The organism is Psychrobacter immobilis, from assembly GCF_904846235.1.
Lineage (GTDB): Bacteria > Pseudomonadota > Gammaproteobacteria > Pseudomonadales > Moraxellaceae > Psychrobacter > Psychrobacter immobilis_C.
Window position 1 is genome coordinate 78374 of the sequence record NZ_CAJGZN010000006.1, and the last position, 21339, is coordinate 99712.

11 protein-coding genes are annotated in these 21339 nt (G+C 41.5%); 6 read left to right on the forward strand and 5 right to left on the reverse strand.

Annotated features, from left to right (window positions below):
• Positions 1 to 52: 52 nt before the first annotated feature.
• Positions 53 to 1036, reverse strand: coding sequence for an ion transporter (locus tag JMX07_RS05655; protein WP_057759421.1), 984 nt, complete (start codon positions 1034 to 1036; stop codon positions 53 to 55).
• A gap of 713 nt (positions 1037 to 1749) precedes the next feature.
• Here JMX07_RS05655 and JMX07_RS05660 point away from each other — a divergent pair.
• On the forward strand, positions 1750 to 2376 hold the full coding sequence (locus tag JMX07_RS05660) for an OmpW/AlkL family protein (protein ID WP_201606872.1): 627 nt from the start codon (positions 1750 to 1752) through the stop codon (positions 2374 to 2376).
• Between the two features lie 195 nt (positions 2377 to 2571).
• On the opposite strand, the gene JMX07_RS05665 is transcribed toward JMX07_RS05660, so the two are convergent.
• Together JMX07_RS05665 and aceE are read right to left on the reverse strand one after the other, a co-directional pair.
• Entirely contained in the window at positions 2572 to 4293 is a 1722-nt protein-coding gene (locus tag JMX07_RS05665; RefSeq protein WP_201606785.1) for a 2-oxo acid dehydrogenase subunit E2, read from the reverse strand.
• Between the two features lie 28 nt (positions 4294 to 4321).
• Positions 4322 to 7132, reverse strand: coding sequence for a pyruvate dehydrogenase (acetyl-transferring), homodimeric type (gene aceE, locus JMX07_RS05670; protein WP_102094735.1), 2811 nt, complete (start codon positions 7130 to 7132; stop codon positions 4322 to 4324).
• A 652-nt stretch (positions 7133 to 7784) separates the two neighbouring features.
• Between aceE and JMX07_RS05675 the strand changes: the two genes are divergently transcribed.
• The 5 genes from JMX07_RS05675 (at position 7785) to JMX07_RS05695 (ending at position 19113) form a co-directional block, all read left to right on the forward strand.
• On the forward strand, positions 7785 to 9776 hold the full coding sequence (locus tag JMX07_RS05675) for a hypothetical protein (RefSeq protein WP_201606788.1): 1992 nt from the start codon (positions 7785 to 7787) through the stop codon (positions 9774 to 9776).
• A gap of 270 nt (positions 9777 to 10046) precedes the next feature.
• Positions 10047 to 10511 carry a hypothetical protein gene (locus JMX07_RS05680; RefSeq protein WP_201606790.1) on the forward strand — a complete coding sequence of 155 codons (465 nt, stop codon included), beginning with the start codon at positions 10047 to 10049 and terminating at the stop codon, positions 10509 to 10511.
• 67 nt (positions 10512 to 10578) lie between these two features.
• A complete protein-coding gene (locus JMX07_RS05685) occupies positions 10579 to 12744 on the forward strand; it encodes a beta strand repeat-containing protein (protein ID WP_201606792.1) in 2166 nt (721 codons plus the stop codon).
• A 118-nt stretch (positions 12745 to 12862) separates the two neighbouring features.
• Positions 12863 to 18181 (forward strand): SdrD B-like domain-containing protein, encoded by a 5319-nt coding sequence (locus tag JMX07_RS05690; protein ID WP_201606794.1) that lies wholly within the window; start codon positions 12863 to 12865, stop codon positions 18179 to 18181.
• Positions 18182 to 18336: 155 nt separating this feature from the next.
• Positions 18337 to 19113 carry a hypothetical protein gene (locus JMX07_RS05695; RefSeq protein ID WP_201606796.1) on the forward strand — a complete coding sequence of 259 codons (777 nt, stop codon included), beginning with the start codon at positions 18337 to 18339 and terminating at the stop codon, positions 19111 to 19113.
• A gap of 116 nt (positions 19114 to 19229) precedes the next feature.
• On the opposite strand, the gene JMX07_RS05700 is transcribed toward JMX07_RS05695, so the two are convergent.
• Both JMX07_RS05700 and JMX07_RS05705 read right to left on the reverse strand, forming a co-directional pair.
• On the reverse strand, positions 19230 to 19922 hold the full coding sequence (locus JMX07_RS05700; RefSeq protein WP_101205430.1) for a TetR/AcrR family transcriptional regulator: 693 nt from the start codon (positions 19920 to 19922) through the stop codon (positions 19230 to 19232).
• Between the two features lie 237 nt (positions 19923 to 20159).
• The gene (locus JMX07_RS05705; protein ID WP_201606798.1) at positions 20160 to 21182 is read right to left on the reverse strand and encodes an endonuclease/exonuclease/phosphatase family protein; all 1023 of its coding nucleotides are present in this window, start codon (positions 21180 to 21182) and stop codon (positions 20160 to 20162) included.
• Positions 21183 to 21339 lie beyond the last annotated feature (157 nt).

Here is a 21339-nt window from a genome sequence, read left to right on the forward strand (position 1 = left end):
AGCTGTAATTAATTGCTAAAAACCTACCTGTCATAAATCATCTCACACTTGCCTATAAAACTTCACCGCAATGCGGACAGAAGTTCTTTTGGCGCGTCTCAACTTCTTTTTCGCGCCGTTCAAGCTCTTGCTCTCGAAGTACTTGTAGGACTATATTTTGTGCCTGTTCTTTATCTAAACCCAGCTCTCGACGAATTTTATCAATCATCATCTGATTCTGTACCAGATCAAAATCGCTATCAATGAGCTGCTCACGAAAATGCTGTTCAAGCTCTTCACGGCGCTGAGCCAACTCATTCGCCAATCCCGTCGCTAGAATACCAGCTGGCAGTGCAGCGAGACCCACACCCAATATCGTAATGACAGCACCCAATATTTTGCCCGCATTAGTAATTGGCGTGACATCTCCATAACCTACTGTTGTCAGTGTCACCACAGCCCACCACATCGCTTTAGGTATGGACTCAAACTCGTCTGGCTGTGCGTGATTCTCTACCAGATATATACCGCTAGAGGCGGTCACAATCATAATAATAAGAATAAAGATAACAGCCTGAAATGAGCCTCGCTCCTTGCTAATCACGACTAGCAAGATACGCATTGACGCAAAATAACGCGTCAATTTTAGGATTCGAAATAAACGTAAAATGCGCAAGAAACGCAAATCAATATTGACAAAGAAATTCAAAAAGGCTGGCACGATGGCTACTAAGTCTATCAGTGCGGATGGGCTTCTAAGCCAATCCCATCGCTGTTTCCACGTTGTGTTATCAGGCTTGGCTTCAGCCACACTCCACAGACGCAGTAAGTACTCAATAGAAAAGACAACGATAGAGAAGTTTTCGAATAATGTGAAGTAATCTTGATAAGGGTAATACCACTGATCGACAGACTCGGCTATCACAGCAGCTACGTTAGTCATGATCAAAAATATGAGAAAATAATCAACGTAACGGCTAAATAACGTGTCATGTTCTTCATTTTGTAAAATATCATAAACAAAATGACGCAAGCGCCGTATAGATTGGAATAACATGCCAGCCCTATGCGGTGAAATACCGATTTGATATTAGTAGAATAAAACAACGGTCAAACAATAAGAACCAAACTTTCATCACAGAACATAGGAGATATTTGCAGCAATCATCCGTGATTTTTATCAGAAACGCTTCATTTGGTACTGACCTGTCCATTATCAGCCATGACTATCGGCTATACAAAATGCAGATAATAAATATAGACTGATACAAGCAGTATAAACACAATTAGTAGGATAGAGAACCTCAAGAACTGTTCGTCAGCGCGAAGCTGCTGACTAATATCCTGCGCATGTATCAAAAACAAGTGACATTCAGGACAACAAGAGTCTACCTGATTCAGTATTTTCATCGTACGCGCATTCGTACAGCGTAGAGGGGAGTTACTGCAATAGCCAAGCATAATATATTGCACCTCTTGTTGAATCGTAAATAAGAGATACCGACTTACGTCAATGACACTTACTTAAAAAGCAGCTTTTGTTGTGTTTAATTATAGACTGTAGACAATTGAATTACACGTAAATGTAATTTATTGCAGAAACATTGCTAATTTATATTTAAAACCTTACCAACAATAATGATTTTCGTATTATAATAGAGATTAAATGTTACAGATTAAACTTTAATCATGACATTATGTATCAGTAGCTAATGCCATCCCTCATTAGCAAACTGCTGATAATTTTTTATTACGTTAAGGAATGAAATGATGAAACTACAATCCCTAGTTTTAGCTACTGCTGCTGCACTTACAATGACAACTGCTTTTGCAGTCCCTGCTGGTACTTGGTCTGTTGCTGCTGGCGCACATTATGTTGATCCTAAAAGCAACAACGGTACTCTAGATAACGGTTTAACTGCTGATGTTGATGGCGATGTACGTCCAACTATCAGTGGTGAGTATTTCATCGCTAACAACGTTGGTGTTGAACTGCTAGCTGCTATTCCATTCCATCATGACATCACTCTGAAAACTGGTGATACTACTATTGATGCAGAAACTCAGCACCTACCACCTACTCTATCTGTACAGTATCACTTCGATGGCTATGATCTGCCTATGAATGTGAAGCCTTTTGTTGGTGTTGGTGTGAACTACACGACATTCTTCAAAGAAAGAATCTACCTTGGTAATGGTAATGATTTAGAGCTTGATGATAGCGTTGGTGTAGCTGGCCATGTTGGTCTTGATATTCCTTTTGCTCCTACCGAAGCTTTCCGTATTGATGCCCGTTATATGGACATCAAAACAGATGCAAGCCTAAACGGTACTGATATCGGCGAAGTTGATATCAGCCCTTGGGTATATGGCGTAGCATTCGTTAAACAGTTCTAAATTAGTAAAGTTACCATGCGTAATAAAAGCCAGCTTGATAGCTGGCTTTTTTGTGCCTATTAACTATGGTTACTACCGTCTGTCTACACCAGCTACTAGGCAATTATTTATAAAAATAGATAATAACCTGTAAGAACAAATAATCTCCATAAAAAAGACCACCCGTGGGCAGTCTTTTTGTATTGCTAGTTAGCTTTAGATCAAGATACGACGTGGGTCTGCTAATAGCGTTGCGATATAACGAGTGAATACAGCAGCATCTGCGCCATTGATCACACGGTGGTCATAAGACAAAGACAGTGGCAGCATCAAACGTGGCTCAAAACTTTGTGTCTTCGCATCCCAACGTGGCTGCATACTTGCTTCAGAGACACCTAAAATACCAACTTGTGGCCAGTTAACTAGTGGCGTGAAGGCGGTACCACCCAAGTTACCTTGGCTCGATATAGTAAAGCTCGCCCCTTGCAAATCTTTGGTGCTGAGCTTCTTATCACGAGCTTTTACAGCAAGCTCGCCGATCTCAATTGCGATTTGCTTCAGGCCTTTATCTTGGACGTTTTTGATAACAGGTACAATAAGACCATCATCTGTTGCCACAGCAATACCCATATTGACACTTTTACGCAATATAACCTGAGTATTGTCATCGCTCAAATGACTGTTGAATCGTGGATGTTGAGTCAGCGCATAAGCAGTTGCTTTAACTACGAATGCTAAAATGGTAAAGCCAATACCTTCAGCTTTCATGCCACCTTTTAGCTCACCGCGTAGTTTTTCAGTCTCAGTGATATCAGACAAATCGAACTGCGTTACTTGCGGTAGCAAAGTATTGTAGTTGAGCTGTGGTATCGAGACTTTCTGCAAGCGGCTAAGGTCTTGTGTTTCTGTCTCACCCCAGATCTCAGCGTTACTCATGTCAGGCAGTTTCGGTAGACCTGAGCTAACAGGATTACTGCTCACAGGTGCCGCTTTCTGCTTGGTTAGACTGTTTTTAACATGTGCAAACAAGTCCTCTTTTAGAATGCGATCGTTTAGAGCAGAACCATTCACTTGTGTGATATCAACACCTAACTGACGCGCTAGTTTGCGAACAGCAGGACCTGCATACACATCAACCAATTTTTCATTGACCTGTGCTTCAGTTAACTTACCCTCTGTTTTGCTAGCAGCTGTATCAGTATTGGTCGGTTTGGCCGCTTGCTTTGGCTCACCAGTAATTTTAGCAGCTGGCTTATCTTCTGTTTTGGCTGGTGCTGACTCTTGTGGCTTAGGCGCTTCAGATTCACTATCACTAGCATCATCTGTACTACTTTCCATGATAACGATAAAGTCCTGACCATTAGCAACCATATCACCTGCTTCTACCAAGATTTTCTCAATCTTACCGGCAACTGGCGCTGGTACTTCAACCGATGCTTTATCTGATTCGATTAGCAAAATCGACTGTTCAGCGCTAACAGTATCACCAACGCTCACCATGATTTCAGAAACTTGTGCCTCGTCAACACCTAAGTCAGGTAGCGCATGAGTGGTTGCTTTACCAGCATTAGCGGCTGGCTTCGCAGCAGACTCTGATTGCTTTGATTCAGTTGCAGCAGGCTCAGGCTTTGATTCTGGTTCGACATCATTTGTGCTGTTCGCTTCTTGCTCTTCAGCAGCAGTATTATCATCATTGCTTTCTGCGCTATCGTCTGCACTTTCAAGCTCAATCAGCACCATACCTTCGCTGACTTGATCACCGATAGCAACACTAATCTTAGTCACTTTACCAGCAGCAGAGCTTGGTACTTCAACCGATGCTTTGTCAGATTCTAATAATACGATGTTGTCATCTTTTGCGATGACATCGCCAACTTCTACCATAATCTCGCTGACTTCGGCGCTATCCACACCTAAATCGGGGGCTTTAATGTCCATGATTTATTTCCTCGTCTTATGGTTATTATTATTTGACATCTTTATCATCAAGTACATTTGCATCTGCTTGATCTTCAGCACGACCTTCATTACTGATTTCATCATCGTCTTCAGCGATAAACTCAGGTACAGGATTTGGATTTACATTACCTGGTGCTGGTGCATCTGGAGACTGATCATAGTAAGACTGCTGCTGCCATGCAGGTGGATGATCCACATCGATACCTAAGCTTGAAATCGCGTCTTTAACCAAACGCATCTCAACTTCGCCTTCATCGGCTAGACGTTTAAGCGTTGCCACAACGATATGCGCCGCATCAACGTTGAAGAAACTACGTAGGTTTTCGCGTGTATCAGAACGGCCATAACCATCGGTACCCAGAGTCGTATAAGGACGGTTATCTGGTAACCAAGCACGAATCTGCTCTGAGTAGTTACGCATATAATCTGTTGCTGCCACTACGATACCTTCGTGCGGTGCTAATTGCTCAGTAACCCAAGGCACTTTCTCTTCATCCATTGGATGTAGACGGTTGTAGTCATCACAAACCATACCATCACGAGTCAACTCATTAAAGCTGGTTACGCTCCAGACGTTAGACGTAATGTTGAACTCGTCTTTTAAGATTTGTGATGCCTTCTGTACTTCACGTAAAATAACACCAGAACCTAGTAGTTGCACTTGTGTTGAGCCATTGTCTTCAAGTAAGTACATACCACGTTTGATACCTTCTTCGGCACCTTCTGGCATAGCAGGTTGCTCGTAGTTTTCATTCATTAACGTCAAGTAATAGTAAACGCGCTCGCCTTCACCATACATACGGCGTAGACCGTCATGCATGACCACAGCTAGCTCATAACCAAAGCAAGGATCATAGCTGACACAGTTTGGCACAACATTGAATAGAATCTGTGAATGACCATCTTGATGCTGCAAGCCTTCGCCATTAAGTGTCGTACGACCAGCAGTTGCGCCTAACAAGAAGCCTTGTGCTTGACAATCACCTGCCGCCCAAGCCAAATCACCCACACGTTGGAAACCAAACATTGAGTAATAGATGTACATCGGAATCATCGGTAGCGCGTTGACAGAATAACTGGTTGCCAAGGCAATCCAAGTACTCATTGCGCCCGCTTCGTTGATACCTTCTTCTAACATGTGACCATCGATGGCTTCTTTATAGCCCATCAACGCTTCACTATCTTCTGGCGTATATTTTTGACCAACAGCCGAGTAAATACCCAATTGACGGAACATACCTTCTAGACCAAACGTACGCGCTTCGTCAGGTACGATTGGTACGACGCGATCTTGAATGTCTTTGTTTTTGAGCATTGCAGATAGCAATCGCACGAATACCATCGTCGTAGATTGCTCTTTACCATTACTGCCTTTTAATACCCGATCAAACATTGATAGTTCAGGGATATTCAGTGGGATGTGACCACTACGACGGTTTGGCAGATGACCACCTAACGACTCACGACGACCTTTTAGATACTTCATTTCCGCCGAACCTTCTTCAGGTCGGTAGAACGGTAGAGTCTCTAACTGCTCATCAGTAAATGGCAAATCAAAACGATCACGGAAATACATCAACGCTTCTTGATCAAGCTTTTTGACCTGATGCGATTTATTAACGGCTTGCGTTTGGGTAGACAAACCATAACCTTTAACGGTTTTGACTAAAATAACCGTTGGTTGGCCTTTGGTTTTCATCGCTTCGCTAAAGGCAGCGTAAACTTTAACTGGATCATGGCCACCACGGTTTAGACGTGAGATTTCTTCGTCAGTCAACGCATCTGCCATTTCTTCTAACTCTGGATATTTACCAAAGAATTCTTTACGGGTAAATTCAGGCGTACGCGCTTCATATAGCTGATACTCGCCATCCACCACTTCTTCCATACGTTGTTTAAGGACACCCGTATGATCTTTACCAAGTAATGAATCCCAGTTGCCGCCCCAAATAACTTTGATGACTCGCCAGCCTGCGCCGCGGAATACTGACTCTAGCTCTTGAATGATTTTGCCGTTACCACGGACTGGACCATCAAGACGCTGCAAGTTACAGTTAACTACCCATATTAGGTTGTCCAGCTTCTCACGACCAGCAAGAGAAATGGCACCTAGGCTTTCTGGCTCATCCGTTTCACCATCACCTAAGAATGTCCAAATCTTACGGCCTTCTTTTTCTAGTAAGCCACGGTTTTCCATATAGCGATGTACATGGGCGTGATAGATAGACATGATTGGGCCAAGTCCCATTGATACCGTTGGGAACTGCCAGTAATCCGGCATGAGATAGGGATGTGGATAGCTTGATAGACCTTTGCCACCTACTTCACGGCGGAAATTGTCAAGCTGATCTTCGGTCAAGCGACCTTCTAGATAAGAGCGCGCATAGATACCTGGCGCTGAGTGACCTTGATAATAAATCATGTCACCACCGAAGTGATCGCTAGCGGCGCGGAAAAAATGGTTAAAACCCGTTTCATAAAGCGTCGCACTAGAGGCGAATGTCGCTAAGTGACCACCTAGATCATCGTCGTTTTTATTGGCGCGCATGACCATAGCAAGTGCGTTATAACGAATTAGCGCACGTATCTTACGCTCCATGCCTAAATCGCCTGGGTACATTGGCTCATCTTCAACAGCGATACTGTTAACGTAAGCGGTATCTAATCGATTGAACGGCAATCCTTCTTGAACTGCCATATTGTATAAGGCTTTTAGGAGAAACTGAGCACGGTCCTTGTCTGCGTGTTTAACCACAGATTCAAAGGCGGCCAGCCATTCCTGAGTTTCGGTGCTATCAGCATCCTTATAATAATTCATTCTTGTTAGTCCTTTTATATCAGTCATACCTACCTAATGGCAGGGCTTCGTTGAATAATGCATGATGAGAGATTGGTTTACTTATGACATCCTTGCTACGTCCAAGCATTCCATTGTTTTGTGCGATGACATACTGCTCGATTATAAAAATAGTATTACTCATATCGACAAGTGTATCAAATCAACACACCTGCCAAATCGTCATAATGCTATAGCTATTCGTTTAATCATTATTTGATTATGACATTCCATTATAAGCTTTTACGGTTAAGTTGTTTATGGCTGTAGAGAAATGATGAAATAACAAGTATTTTTTAAATAAATAATGATTAGTTGTTAGGTAAATAATTATAGGCTTGCCGTAAACTTAATACGCTATTAGACACATATACGCTATCGATAACACCTCTTAGGCACAGATGCACATAATTCTGGCGTGCCTTACTCTTTCTAATGAAAAAATTTTAAGTGTTTTGTGAAATCCCTATTTAAATATCACTAAGGTGTTGCCACTAGAACTGTGAAAACTACCGACTGTCGTCTATTGGATGCTAATATGTAGTCAATCTGTAATAATATTGTAGGAGAAGTATTTTTTGGTAACGTTTTTTTTCATACTTTTTCACACATTCTAATTATTGGAAATGGTGCCATGCATAAAGCTCAACACTTTTTAGATTTAGTCAGTTCACGTACCTCTGGTAGCTATCTATACCAACTACTGAGCCTGATGGGCTTTGTGATACTGTTATTGGTTAGCAATTTTGCAGTTGCTAACCCTTTTGCTACCCCTAATGATTTTAGTGCGGAAAGCTGCCCTTCGGGTCATAAAAAATATACTATTGCAAATAGCGCTAGTACAGCTCCAAGTTTGTCATCTTGGGCGAATGGAGTAGAATCACGTACTTTTACCTTTGATGAAAACTTGGGTAGCAAAATATTTAAAATTTCATTTTCAGGTATCGAAGATATATATCGTGGCAATGGACGAAGTAAATCACCCTTTTATGATTCTTTAAATGGTGTTACTTCTTCAGCTATTACTTTATCGCATATTTCTACGACTGTTAAAACCAATCATAGTTTAACGGTTCAAGTAGATCGTTCTGTGAGTAAGATTGGTTACAAAATACAGGACTTAGACTCAACTGGAAGTTTTAACCAAATTCCGTATATAGAAGAAGCTGAAGCATTTAATAACGGTCGGTTAACATATTTTCCTTACTTTCATGAAATTACTAATAATAATAAAGTGACAGGCCGCGCAGGAAGAAACTGTTCTGTAAATGAATGTACTATTGACGCAACATGGCCATACAGTAAAGCGAACTCTTCTCTAGTTCTCAAGCATCGTAATACTAGAAGTGACAGTGGCTTAACTGATGTACACTCTCTTGGCTACTCTGACTTTTATTTTTGTCTTGCACCACCGAAGATTATCGTTAATAAATTACTAGATGGTAGCCGCGTGGACGGTGACGATCAGTTCCGTATCGAACTGCGACGTACGGATAATAATACCTTTGTAGAAGCTTTTACTACGAGCGGGTCTGGTGCAGTAATATCCGACAATACGACCACAGTCACCACACTAACTGAAGGCGTTAACTATACCGTTACTGAACAAACCATTAATGGTAACCTACTTGATTACCAGACCACATATACGTGTTCAAACGCAACGACTGGCACTGATGTGGTCTTTAGCAGTGGTGAGATGGCAGTTAACAATGCTGGTACGCGTCGCACCTTTGCGATAAATAATGTGAGCTATGGTGATGAGATTACTTGTAACGTCACTAACACGCCGTCTCAATATACCTTCTCAGGCACTGTCTTTAACGATAATGGCGGTATTACTGCTGCAGACTCTACTAAACAGAATATTACTAGCACCTTTACTGCAAATAGTGCTTACTTTAATGGCATCTTAGATAGTAACGAGTCTGGAATATTTGACAGTGCATTACAAGTTACTTTAACAAACTGTGACGGCACTAAAGTTGTTACAAGCTCAGCTAATCCACAAACAGTATCAAGTTCAGGTAAATACAGCTTTACTGTTCAACCAAGTGCATTACCAACCCGTATCTGCATAGTGGAAACCGAACCAAAATCATGGGTTTATAGTGTAGATACCACTGCTAATACTAGAGAAGTATCAATTAATAATGGCACTTATATATATAACAACTTAGACTTTGGTGAGGTGAAAGCGAATAACGCCTCTTTAGTGCTTATTAAATCGCAATATGTCCATAATTGTAATATCAATACAAACTTTAACGGTACTACTGGTACACCTTCTCAAACCCCTGCATTTAGTATTGCAGAAATAAAAGACATAGAACCCGGAAAGTGTATTGCTTATAGAATTGAAGCTTATAACCGAGGTCATGTTGATTTGAAAGATATTCAAATCAACGATCAATTACAGGTAAAGTCGCAAACCAACTTGGTAACCTCTGTTTTCGCTTTGCCAGTTCCTAAAGGAGATCCTACTTCTCTCTATACTGGCACAACTCTACCGACAGGTACTATTACCTCTGAGCTGTTTAACTTAAATAAACCTACTGGATCAACTCCTACCAAAGCCACGCTATATTTTAATACCAAATATGGCACAACTATGGACACTCAGTAGCTATTATTTCTTGCAACTTTAAAATATTACTATTCTTCTTTCTAATCAAAAAAGGCCCTGTCTACCCAGACAGGGCCTTTTTACCGTTTAGCTACCTCGAATTACCATTTGTCGTCTTTATAGTGAATCTTTGTATCGGTTACGTGACAATAGCTCAATGGGAAATATAGGCATTTTGCAGACGATCCTGATATCAAATGATAGACAGCTTCACGGTAGCCCAAAGCATCAACATCCCAATGATAGCAATGATATAAGAAAGGATTTTATATGAAACGTTTCAAGATTCTACGCAATGTTCTATTGGCCACTATAGCTTCTAGCTCTTTACTAAATATAGCACATGCTGAAGACGCCCTAAAAATGGAACTAACAGCCAATCAAGTCATAAAGAATGCGGAAGGTAAAACAGTCTATAAGCCAGTACGCACCGCACCGGCAGGTACTGTGATTCAGTATAAAGCGAATTATACCAATACTATTAATAAAGACATTAACGACCTGATGGTAACCCTACCTATCCCTGCCAACATGACATTTACTGGTGATGCGATGCCTGCAAGCGCACAAGCCAGCACTGATGGCAAGAATTACGCTGAGATGCCGCTAATGCGTAAAGTCGATGGCAAGATGGTCAAAATTCCATATTCTGAGTACCGCACTCTGCGTTGGAATATTAAGTTATTGCCAGCTAAAAAGTCAGCAGCCGTCGCTCTCAATACTACCGTTAATTAGTCCAGTAGATATTAAGCCTTTCGCTCTTTTAACATTTCAATTTTTAATCTTAACTCTGGAGCATTACATGAAATCAAACACTTTTAATTATAGTTTGCTAGCTGTCGGCGTCGCCGCAGTGATGGGCCTATCGACTGGCGCTATGGCGTCTATAACTTCAGGATCTACGACTAATTCTACGACTCCTGCTATTAATAACGTAGCAACTGCAAGTTATAATGTTGCAGGGGTCACTCAAACTGCGACTTCTAATATAGTGACCGTGAATGTTAGCGAAACAGCTAACTTCATACTGTACGCTACTAATGGTAACAGTGCTACTGATGACAAAAACGAAAACATAGCGACTATTCCAGGTGCTACTGCTACTTTCAATCATATATTGATAAATGAAGGTAACGTGAGCGATACTTATAACATCAATACGACTGCTAATAACGACGCTAATATTGAGACAGCCACACCTACGCAAGGGTATGCTCATCCAGCAAATACAGATGTTGCCTTCGTAATTCGACAGAAAGGCGGTGCTGCTCTAACAGCTGACCAAGCAAATGCATTGCAAGCACTTGGTCAAGCTCAGAGTGGCAATTTAACAGGTGGCGCAAACACTACTACTAGAAATATTAAACTGTTGCCAGGTTTACAAGCAGCTCTTAGCTATACGTCACTAACACCTACTGGCCGTACTGGTGGCGATATTGCTGTTGGTACTCTAACTGCTACTAGTAGCTTTATTACTACTGCAACTACAACAGGTACTAAAGTTCCTACATTAGTTAATGAAAACCAAACGATCGTTAGATTGCCTACTTTTAGTATTGTAAAAACAGGGGCTAGTAGCGTCGATTTGACAGCGACTACTCCTCAGATTGCTTACACTATTACCGTAACTAATGCGAATACTGACTATAGTGCTGATGCCACTGATTTTGTTATAAGAGATGTCCTTCCTGCAGGTCTATCTCTGCCTAATAATGCTACAACAGACGTGACCGTAAGTGGTGGCGCTGGTACACCTAGGATTTCCACTATCAGTGGTCGACGAGCTATCGATGTTCCAGTCGCCAACTTGCCAGTTGGTGAAAGTCGCACTATCACTTTTACGGTTAATGTTGATAAAGCTCAGTTCACTGGTGCTAATAGTTCAGTTACTAACAACGTAGCGGTTTATGATAAATTCGTTGGTGCTGTTGGCACGTTATCTGACACTCCTACAGTCGGTACTGATTATGACATTTTAGATAATACACTAACACCTGCTCCTGGTAGTGAAACTACTAGAGTGCCTGCTGCTGCTGATCTATCTGGTGGAACTGGTGTAGATAGTGCTGCAACGACTACCTTCACTAGACGTAGTCTGACGCTTGTAAAAGCCACTACGAGAGACATTGCACCGAATACTTCTACTACGAATACTGATGGTCAGGTGACGCATGTCGCTACTATCACTAACCTTGGACAAGATGTTGAAGGTGATACAAATAATCCATTGACCCTTACCTTTACTGATGGCACCAACGCAGCAGTCGATCCTGTTACCACTCAATTTTTCTTGATTTATACTCCACCAAATCCAGACGGTACACCAGGCAGTACGCCTAGCGCGCCTCTTGCAGTAACACCAACGAAAAGCGGTAATGTCTACACTATTAATAGTTCAGTATTGCCTGGCGGTATAGCACCAAATGGTAAATTAGAAGTCAGATATAACATGGCTTCTATTAGTGCAGTTGTTGGTAGCACAGAGAATACTACCGTTAGGCTAGCTGCTGCTGGTACAAATCCGCCTACTATACCAACTATCACTGATGTTACAAATGTTAGAGGTCTAACTTTAGTGAAGTCTCAAGCATTAGATGCCGCCTGTAATGCTGACGCTTCTGCAGCTACTTTTGTTCAAACTGCAATTGATAATGCAAAACCTGATCAGTGTGTTATTTATCGTATCCAGGCGACTAATACGTCTTCTGCCATACAAACTGCGGATCCAGCAGCAGCTTCTGGTTTTAACATTACAGGCTTAACGATTTCGGATTTGTTATCTAACTTCTCAGCTGGTGCTACTTACGTACCTAATACAGCTGCTTCTACTGCTACTAATAACTCTTCTATTGGTGCTGCTGCTGTAAGTACCAGTGCTATTACTGCCACTATGTCTAGTACAGATGTTTTGGCTCCTCAAGGCGTTGCCAGTCTGACCTTTAAAGTTAAGATTAAAAACGCTCGTTAATCGAAGAAGTTATAAGCAGCACAAGTTGCTTATAGCTCAATCCTCTAGCTTGAGTTAATCACCTATTATTCAAGCTAGAGATTTATTACCTCTTTATGTTTTATTGGATAAGCGACATATGACTAAATCTTTAATGACACCGTCTAATCGTACTACGTTGCATACAGCGAAGATCTCTGCGCTGACGGCTGCAATGTTGCTTATGCAATCAAATATGGCATTTGCTGCGCCTAGTACTCTTGTACAAACTATCAATAACATTGCTAATGCAGCTTATGACGTTGATTCTATCAAACAGAATAGTGTTTCAAACCAAGTACAAGTCAAAGCCTCTGCCTTACCTGAATATGGTATTAACTTAACTCAGCAACCCTTGCGTACTGTCGCACCCAACACATTGGTGAATTGGGTTAATGTTCTTAGTAATACTAGCTATAGTAGTCAGACTGTTGAGCTGACGCTTGATGTATCGCCAACTCTATCTAATTTAAAAGTTTATCAAGACCTCAATAAAAACGGTATTGTCGATAGTGGTGATACACAACTTATTCTTGATAACATGAGTGCTCAAATCAAGCTTGGTCAGAGTGAAAACATTCAGTTTATTGTACAAGCTCTATCAGATACTAATGGCAAGGATGGGGATACTGCTGATATTAAGATTGGTGCAGTTGTGTTAGAAGATCCGTCAGTAACCAGCGTGAGTGCAACCGATAGCCTAGTCATTATCGAATCTGGTATCAAATTCACCACTCCTAAATTTGATGAAAGCAAAACGATTTCACAAATTAATGATGACGTTTATGTCAGTGCCAGCTATGCGCAATGTAATGTACAAACTGACAAGCCTGATCAAATATGGGTAACCATCAAATCACCGAAAACTGGAGATAGCTATTCACTTAAAGCTATAGAAACCGGTAATAACACAGGTAAATATCAGCTATCAGCAGCCACTCAAAATAACGCTAACGCTATTGACGATAAGCTTATCCAAACGTTGAACAGCGACACATTGACTGTCAGTTTAGATGCTTGTATCGCCCCTTCGGTTGGCATTGATGCTGATGAATTGCCAAATGCGTCTGACTTCACCGTGCGTATCAGTGACCTGAGCTCACAAATTAATATCGTCGATGACAACCCAGCTTTAGTTGTTACAAAGGAAAGTGACGTAAAAAGTGCTGAACTCGGCGATTATGTCAGCTATACCATCGAAATCAAAAATAGCGGTAAGTCTACTGCTTACGATGTACAACTAAAAGATGCCTTACCACGTGGTTTTGACTACGTTGAGAATAGTGTACGTGTTAGTCCAACGACTGATATTGATATCAATCAAGCACATACCACCGAGTTTAAAGCTGATGGTAAATATCAAGTATTGAACTTAGGCAATATGGCAAATGGCGAAAGTAAAAAAATTACTTATCGTGTGCTTGTTGGTGCTTCATCACTAGGTGGTGATGGTATCAACCGCGCAATCGCAGTTGCTAACAATGAGCAAGGCCAAAGCTTAGTATCAAGAGAAGCACAGTGGAAAATCGACGTAGAACGCGGCGTCATGAATACTGACGGTATCATCGTTGGTAAAGTCTATCACGATATCAACCGTGATGGTATTCAGCAAAAAGAAGACGGCGAGCTTGGGGTTGCTGGTGTCCGTATATATATGGAGAACGGCAACTTCATCGTTACTGATCCTGAAGGTAAATACAACTTTTATGGGGTCAGTGCCAAAACACACGTACTAAAAGTAGATAGCACAACGATCCCTAGAGAAACAGAGCTGGTCACCCAAAGCAACCGTAATGCGGGTGATGCTGGCAGCCGTTTTGTCGATTTGAAATATGGCGAGCTACATCGTGCAGATTTTGCGATTGTGGGCGGCATGGGCGATAGTACTGAGCGTCTGAACGCCGAGCTAATCGCTCGTAGCAAATCAGTGAGTGCTAAGAATGATACGCTAGAGCAAGCGGTAAAAACAGCGCTAACATTAGAGCCAAACTACGATGCCGACACGACTGATAATGTCGATGCAAGTGGCTGCAATATCAATGGCGACCTAGACCTTGGTAACAACTGTGATTCTGCTATTGTCAACGATATGATTGGGGATGCGACCAATCGTGTAGACATGGCCGTGACAACGGTTGCACCTCCAGTAGAAAAAGAGCTCGAAGAATATCTAAAAGAAGTGGCTAACAATAATGTCACCTTCATTAACCTAAATGAAGGTCAACAGCTCAGTACTTACAAGCAGATGGTACAGGTACAAGCACCACTTGGTTCAATATTTACTCTATACGCCAATGGCAAAGCGATATCAGAGCAGCAAGTCGGTAAAACTGCTGAGCAAGAAAAGCAAAATGTAATGGCTTTTGACTATTATGCGGTTGACCTAAAACGCGGAAGCAATACGTTACGTGGTGTGGCAACTGACATCAATGGCAAAACTATTTCCGAGCAGATCATCACCGTATTGACACCTGATAGTCTGCAAGCGATTGATTATCGTACGCAAGCACAACTAGTCCCAGCAGATGGTATCAGCGAATATCAGGTTGTTATTAGTCTAAAAGATCGCGACAATCGCCCCTATATCGGTACTACTTCTCTTACACTTGATACTAATATCGGTCGTATCAATCTGAAAGACAGTAGCCAAGATCAAGCCGGTACCCAAGTTACTGTATCAGGGGGTGAGCTATTAATACCCGTCACCGCGCCAAGCGCACCAGGCAAAGGTGAGTTGGTAATTGATACTGGTAGTAGTAAACAAATTATCCCACTACAGTTCACGGCTCAACTACGTCCACTACTTGCTGTTGGTATTGTAGAAGGCGCTATTTCACTAAAAGACTTTGATGGTAGCAGCATTACTGATGCTCAAGGTGCATTTGAGCAAGAGCTAAATGACTTTGCTGGTAACGATGATTACACAGCTTCTGGTCGTGCTGCGATGTTCCTCAAAGGAAAAGTACGCGGCGACTATCTGCTTACGCTTGCGTATGATAGTGATAAAAAAGGCGAGCGTTTGTTCCGTGATATCGATCCGGGCGAATACTATCCTGTCTATGGCGATTCATCAGCCAAAGGCTTCGATGCGCAGTCTACTAGCAAGCTTTACGTGCGCCTTGATAAAGGTCGCTCGTTCGCTATGTATGGTGATTTAAAAACGCAAATTGATAACGATGAAGGTATCAAGCTTGGTCAATACAACCGTACATTAACTGGTCTAAAAGCTCAATTTGAAGATAGCAACACTCGTGTTACTGCCTTTTTAGCAGAGACCAGTACTAGCCAACGTGTAAATGAGACTCGCGGTTTGGGCATTTCAGGCCCATATCCATTGGCTGAGAACTTCGATGCGGTATTAGAAAACTCTGAAACGGTTGAAGTTATTACTCGTGACGCCAACAACCCTGGGCTTATTATCAATCGTGAGACGCTTACTCGCTTTGCTGATTATGAGATTGACCCTATCAGCCGTAGCTTATTCTTGACGGCACCGATTGCTAGTCAAGATATCGAAGGCAATCCTATCTATATCCGTGTCACTGTAGAAGTTGATGAAGGTGGTGAAGATTATTTAGTCGGTGGTATTGCAGCGAAGCAGCAACTAACGAATAAAGTCGCCATCGGTGGTAGCTATGTGAATAGCGATGACCCATTGAACAAAGAAGAGTTGGCTAGTGTCAATAGTGTTGTTAAATTCAATGATAAGCTAAAGCTAGTCGTAGAATATGCGATGAACAAAGCTGAAAACCCAAATTTTCAGTCAAGTAATCAAATCAACGCGGCAGAACTGACTGATAGTGATGTTGAAGGTAACGCACTACGTATTGAGCTTGATTTTGATAATAAGAAAAATACGCGAGCTAAAGCTTATTATAATGATGCTGATGAAGGTTTTGTCACTGGTGCATCACCGCTTACGGCTGGACGTACTGAATCTGGTGTAGAGGTTACTCATACTCTAAATGATAAGAAAACTGCTCTTAAATTAGAAGGCATACGCACAGAAGAGCATACTACTGACGCTAGCCGCGAAGGCGTGCAAGCAAGCGTTGAGCATCGTTTAAGTGAAAACATCGTTGGTGAAATTGGGGTTCGTTATTACAAACAAGACGCGACTGCTGCCTCACGTAATACTCAAGCCGCGACAGACGTTGTAGATATTACAGACGACACTTTGTTTAATGATGACATCATCAATCAGTCAGCGTTGAGCAGCGTTAGTAACGCTGAAGAAGATATTGAAGGTACGACTGTTCGTGCTCGTATTACCTCTCGTCTACCTAAGTTGAATAACAGCTTGGTATTTGCAGAGTATGAGCAAGATATCGAAAATAGCTCACGTAATGCAACTTCTATCGGTGGTGAGACAGCGCTTGGGGACTTGGGTCGTCTATACGCTCGTCATGATTTGATCAACAGCCTATCTGGCACTTATGGTCTTGATGATACAGATGAGCGTCAACGTACCACTGTTGGTTTTGACGCGACTTACATGAAAGATGGTAAGGTTTATAGCGAATACCGCATGCGCGATGCCATTAGTGCACGTGAGGCAGAAGCAGCTATTGGTCTAAAAAACAAGTGGTATGTTCAAGAAGGGCTAACTTTAAATACTTTATTTGAGCGTGTCGAATCTCTCGAAGGTGAAGAAAGCAACACTGCAACAGCGGCAGGTATCGGTGTTGAATATCTTGCTAAAGAGAATTATAAAGCATCAGGACGTTTTGAAAAACGTTGGGGTGAAACAAGTGATACGCTACTTGGTAGTGCTGGTATCGCCTATCGCTATACTGATGAGGTTACCTTCTTAGCCAAAGATATCTACTCACGTACTGACTATAGTGATGGCGATCGCACTATCAATCGTTTTCAGCTAGGTGCTGCGTATCGTGACTACGATAGCAATCAGTTAGATATGCTTGCAAAATTCGAATATCGTTTGGATGATAATAATACTGGCGATGACGCTTATCAAAAAGACACTATGGTTTGGTCATGGAATGGTAATTACCATCCTACGCGTCCGTTGACGTTGTCTGGACGTTATGCTGGTAAGTATACAGAATACGAGGCAGATAGCTTAACCAGCGATAACACGGCTCACGCTGTTTATGGCCGCGGTCTTTATGATATCAGTGAGCGCTGGGATATTGGTTTACAAGCAGGTACTTACTGGAATAATCAGGCAAATGACTTAGCTTATATGCTTGGTGCAGAAGTGGGTTATAGCCCAATGACCAACCTTTGGTTATCACTTGGTTATAACTTCATGGGCTTTGAAGATGAAGATATTGCTTATGACGACAGTACTCAGCAAGGTGCTTACTTTAGATTGCGCTTTAAGTTCGATGAAGACTTATTTAAACGTGAAGACCCACGTAAGAACCAACGTCTAAGCAGCAATTCTGCATTTTAACTGATTGATACTAATGATACTGTCGTAAGTACATCCTTATGACAGTGTCATGCTCGTCTTATGGAAAATTATTTTGTCATTCAATAAACAATTAAGTCAGCCCTAGTAATGGTAAATAATACCAACGTTTATTACCTTAACATAAGGTTTACACCATGTTTGATTCAGCCATCAATGCAGCACCTTTCAAGCGCTCAGTATGCGTTACATTATCAGCTTTATTTTCGTTAACCTTTATGCAGCCAGCTTTAGCTAAGAGTGAGACTGTCCAAGTGGCTCACTCAACTAGCATGGGTGAATATTGCCACGATGATAGTCAGACTCAAGCACGCTCTTATAGATATCAAAGCGAACAACAACGCCTATTAAATTGTATGGTCACGCAATTAAAACCTTATCAGCAAAAAGACAAGACAGCCGCTCAACAGTATTTCGCTTACAAAGCGCAAGCGTGGTTGAACTATGCTATTCATCAAGACAGTATGAATAGCCGCTCATCCGCAGGTCAAGTTGCGTTAGAAATGGCAGAGCCTATATTTCAAGCGCTAGATAATGACACGGTACAAGACTTGGGCCTGCATCAAGATATTCCGTCTACCTCTGCCTTGATGCGTCCTGATCTATGGGCAACTTTAAGCGCACTTAAAGACGGCGATGGCATAGCATCAGCACCACGTGAGATGGCATTTAGTGAAGTGGCTTTAATTTGGGCAGCAACCAATCAATGCGCACGAGGCTGGCGCGAATCTGGTATGCATTTTCGCATGGCTGATCGCTGGCTTGAACAGGCCCGCGAAGCTTACGTCAATGCCAACGACTCACAGACCAATGTAGCGCTAGAGAAGTCAATAGTCAGTTATCATAAGCAGTACTCGCCTTTAGATGCGAGCGATGATACTTGCCGTGGACAAGATTTGACATCTAACCGTTAGAATAGTCGCTGTTTTATTAGAGATATTAATCTGTATTATTTCCAGTCCTATACTAAAAACTAAACATAAAAAAGCCGACCTATTTGTCGGCTTTTTTATGTTTAAAGTAAGCTCAATTAGCGGTTTTTACGTGGCAACTTTTCTGGTAGGTAACAACGTAAATAAGCAATAAATGCTGTATTTGCTTCTTGGATATACTCTTCAGTAATACTCTGATGACGGCGATAAGACAACGTAAAGATAGCATTTACGATGCTATAAGCAATCAACAAGGTATCTTGGATATCGTGGAAGTTTGGCATCTCATAACGCTCTGACAAACGCTTATAGACCAGATCAACGATTTGATGATCCATATCTTCACCAAAGCTGTCACCTTCAAAATCAGGTGTATTGGTGTCATAGATAAGCTTGGCTTTTGTCTCATCGTTATGGAATATCGTAATACAATGATCGATAAGCGCCGTTAAATACCCTTGCCATCTATCATAGTTGCCAATATCGACCGTCTCTACCATCTCTAATATTTCAATCGCATTCAAAAAACGCAATGCTAAAAATATTGCTTCAATATTGGGGAAAAAATGGTAAGCAGAAGCTCTTGGTATGCCCGCTTCTTCACACACAGCCGCTAACGTAATATCGTTAATAGCATGTGTTTCGCTCAATTTTTTGGCACCAGCCAAAAGTTTTTGACGACGTGCACGGCCTTGCTGGCTAGTAAACTTAAACTTATTAGGTACAAGCTTCTTTGCCAATTCCGAATCCACCAACACATCTTCAATCTTTTCGTCTTTATTATCACTCATTGTGAATCTCTTAATGTTGCGCCCTATTTTATAAATATAATCTTCATTGAATAGTATTTATCCTCAGATAAAGGATGGTTGACTGTTGGCTAAAATATAAAGCCTATATGGTCACTACTATATTCAATGCAGAGGCATCATAAACGCTTGCGTATTATCAAGCAAGGGACATGAATAGGTTAAAAAATAATACTACGATCAGCAATTTAATAGAGCTAACCGTCTAATTTTATAAAGTTAATCATTGAGTTTTATTTTTGCCCTTATAATACCATGATCAGTGACTCTATCGGCATAGTCCCACTTCAAATGATCATTAAAATAATCAACTCGTTCGACATAACCGAGCGAAAATTTACTATCGGGCAAAAACTCTTCTGAGACAAATAACTGGTCGATAACTTCTGGCATACCTTGATATATATGGGTATAGGCAACATCCTTCATCCAGCCATATCGTGCTTGAATACGAGCAGCATCAAAAAGTGCAACATCACGCATACTTTTATCGTAATTAACCTCCCCAGTTTCTGTCATCAACTGAGTAGTCACGCTACCTGTGACATCATTCATATCACCCAATAGAATCAATGGTTCACGGGTATGTTGCAATCGCTCTATGATAGACATACGGATAGAGGCCGCTTCTGCCGCGCGCATACATAAACTACGAAGCTTAGCGCGAACTCGAATATTTGGATCGTCCATGTCTTCTAATAGGTCACCATTTTCATCACGTAAGAAAAAAGCACGTTTGCTTTTTAGATGCGCTGTAATAATTGTAATGGGCTGCCCGTACGCGTCAACACGTAGCACTAATGGAGGACGGTTGAAGCGTTGATAAGGACCGATATCAGGTACATCAATAATGGCTTTTGGTGCTATATCTTCTAGCAAACTGGTTTCTAACTGCTCAAATCGGCTGATAATACCGACAGCAGGTGTATTCTGTGCACCCATGCCTTTGGTGTATATACTCGCGCTATCGTTACTGGCAAGTGGAATGACCGCATGCTCGGACTGAAAACCTAGTGAAACAGCCAGCGCTTCTAATGCATCACTATCCCAAACCTCTTGTACTGCGATAATGTCAGCATGCGCTTTAGCCAATAAATCTGTAAGACCTCGCAGCTTATGTTCGTAAGCTTTATCATTATAAGCTGGCGCATTTTCATAATAAGTTCGATTAGGGTTCGCAAAGTTCAGCAGGTTGGCCGTTGCGATATAAAACTGTTTATTGCCTTCAGTGTTGTTACTCATATATTCCCCATCGTTCTCATTATTATAGTACATAATATTCACGTATGTGTATACGCTGCAAATTTTATGCCTAAAAAAACTCCCAAAGTTAAACTTTGGAAGTTTTAAAATAGCATAGATGTTGATAAGTAGATTTACTAATAGAACTGGACATACA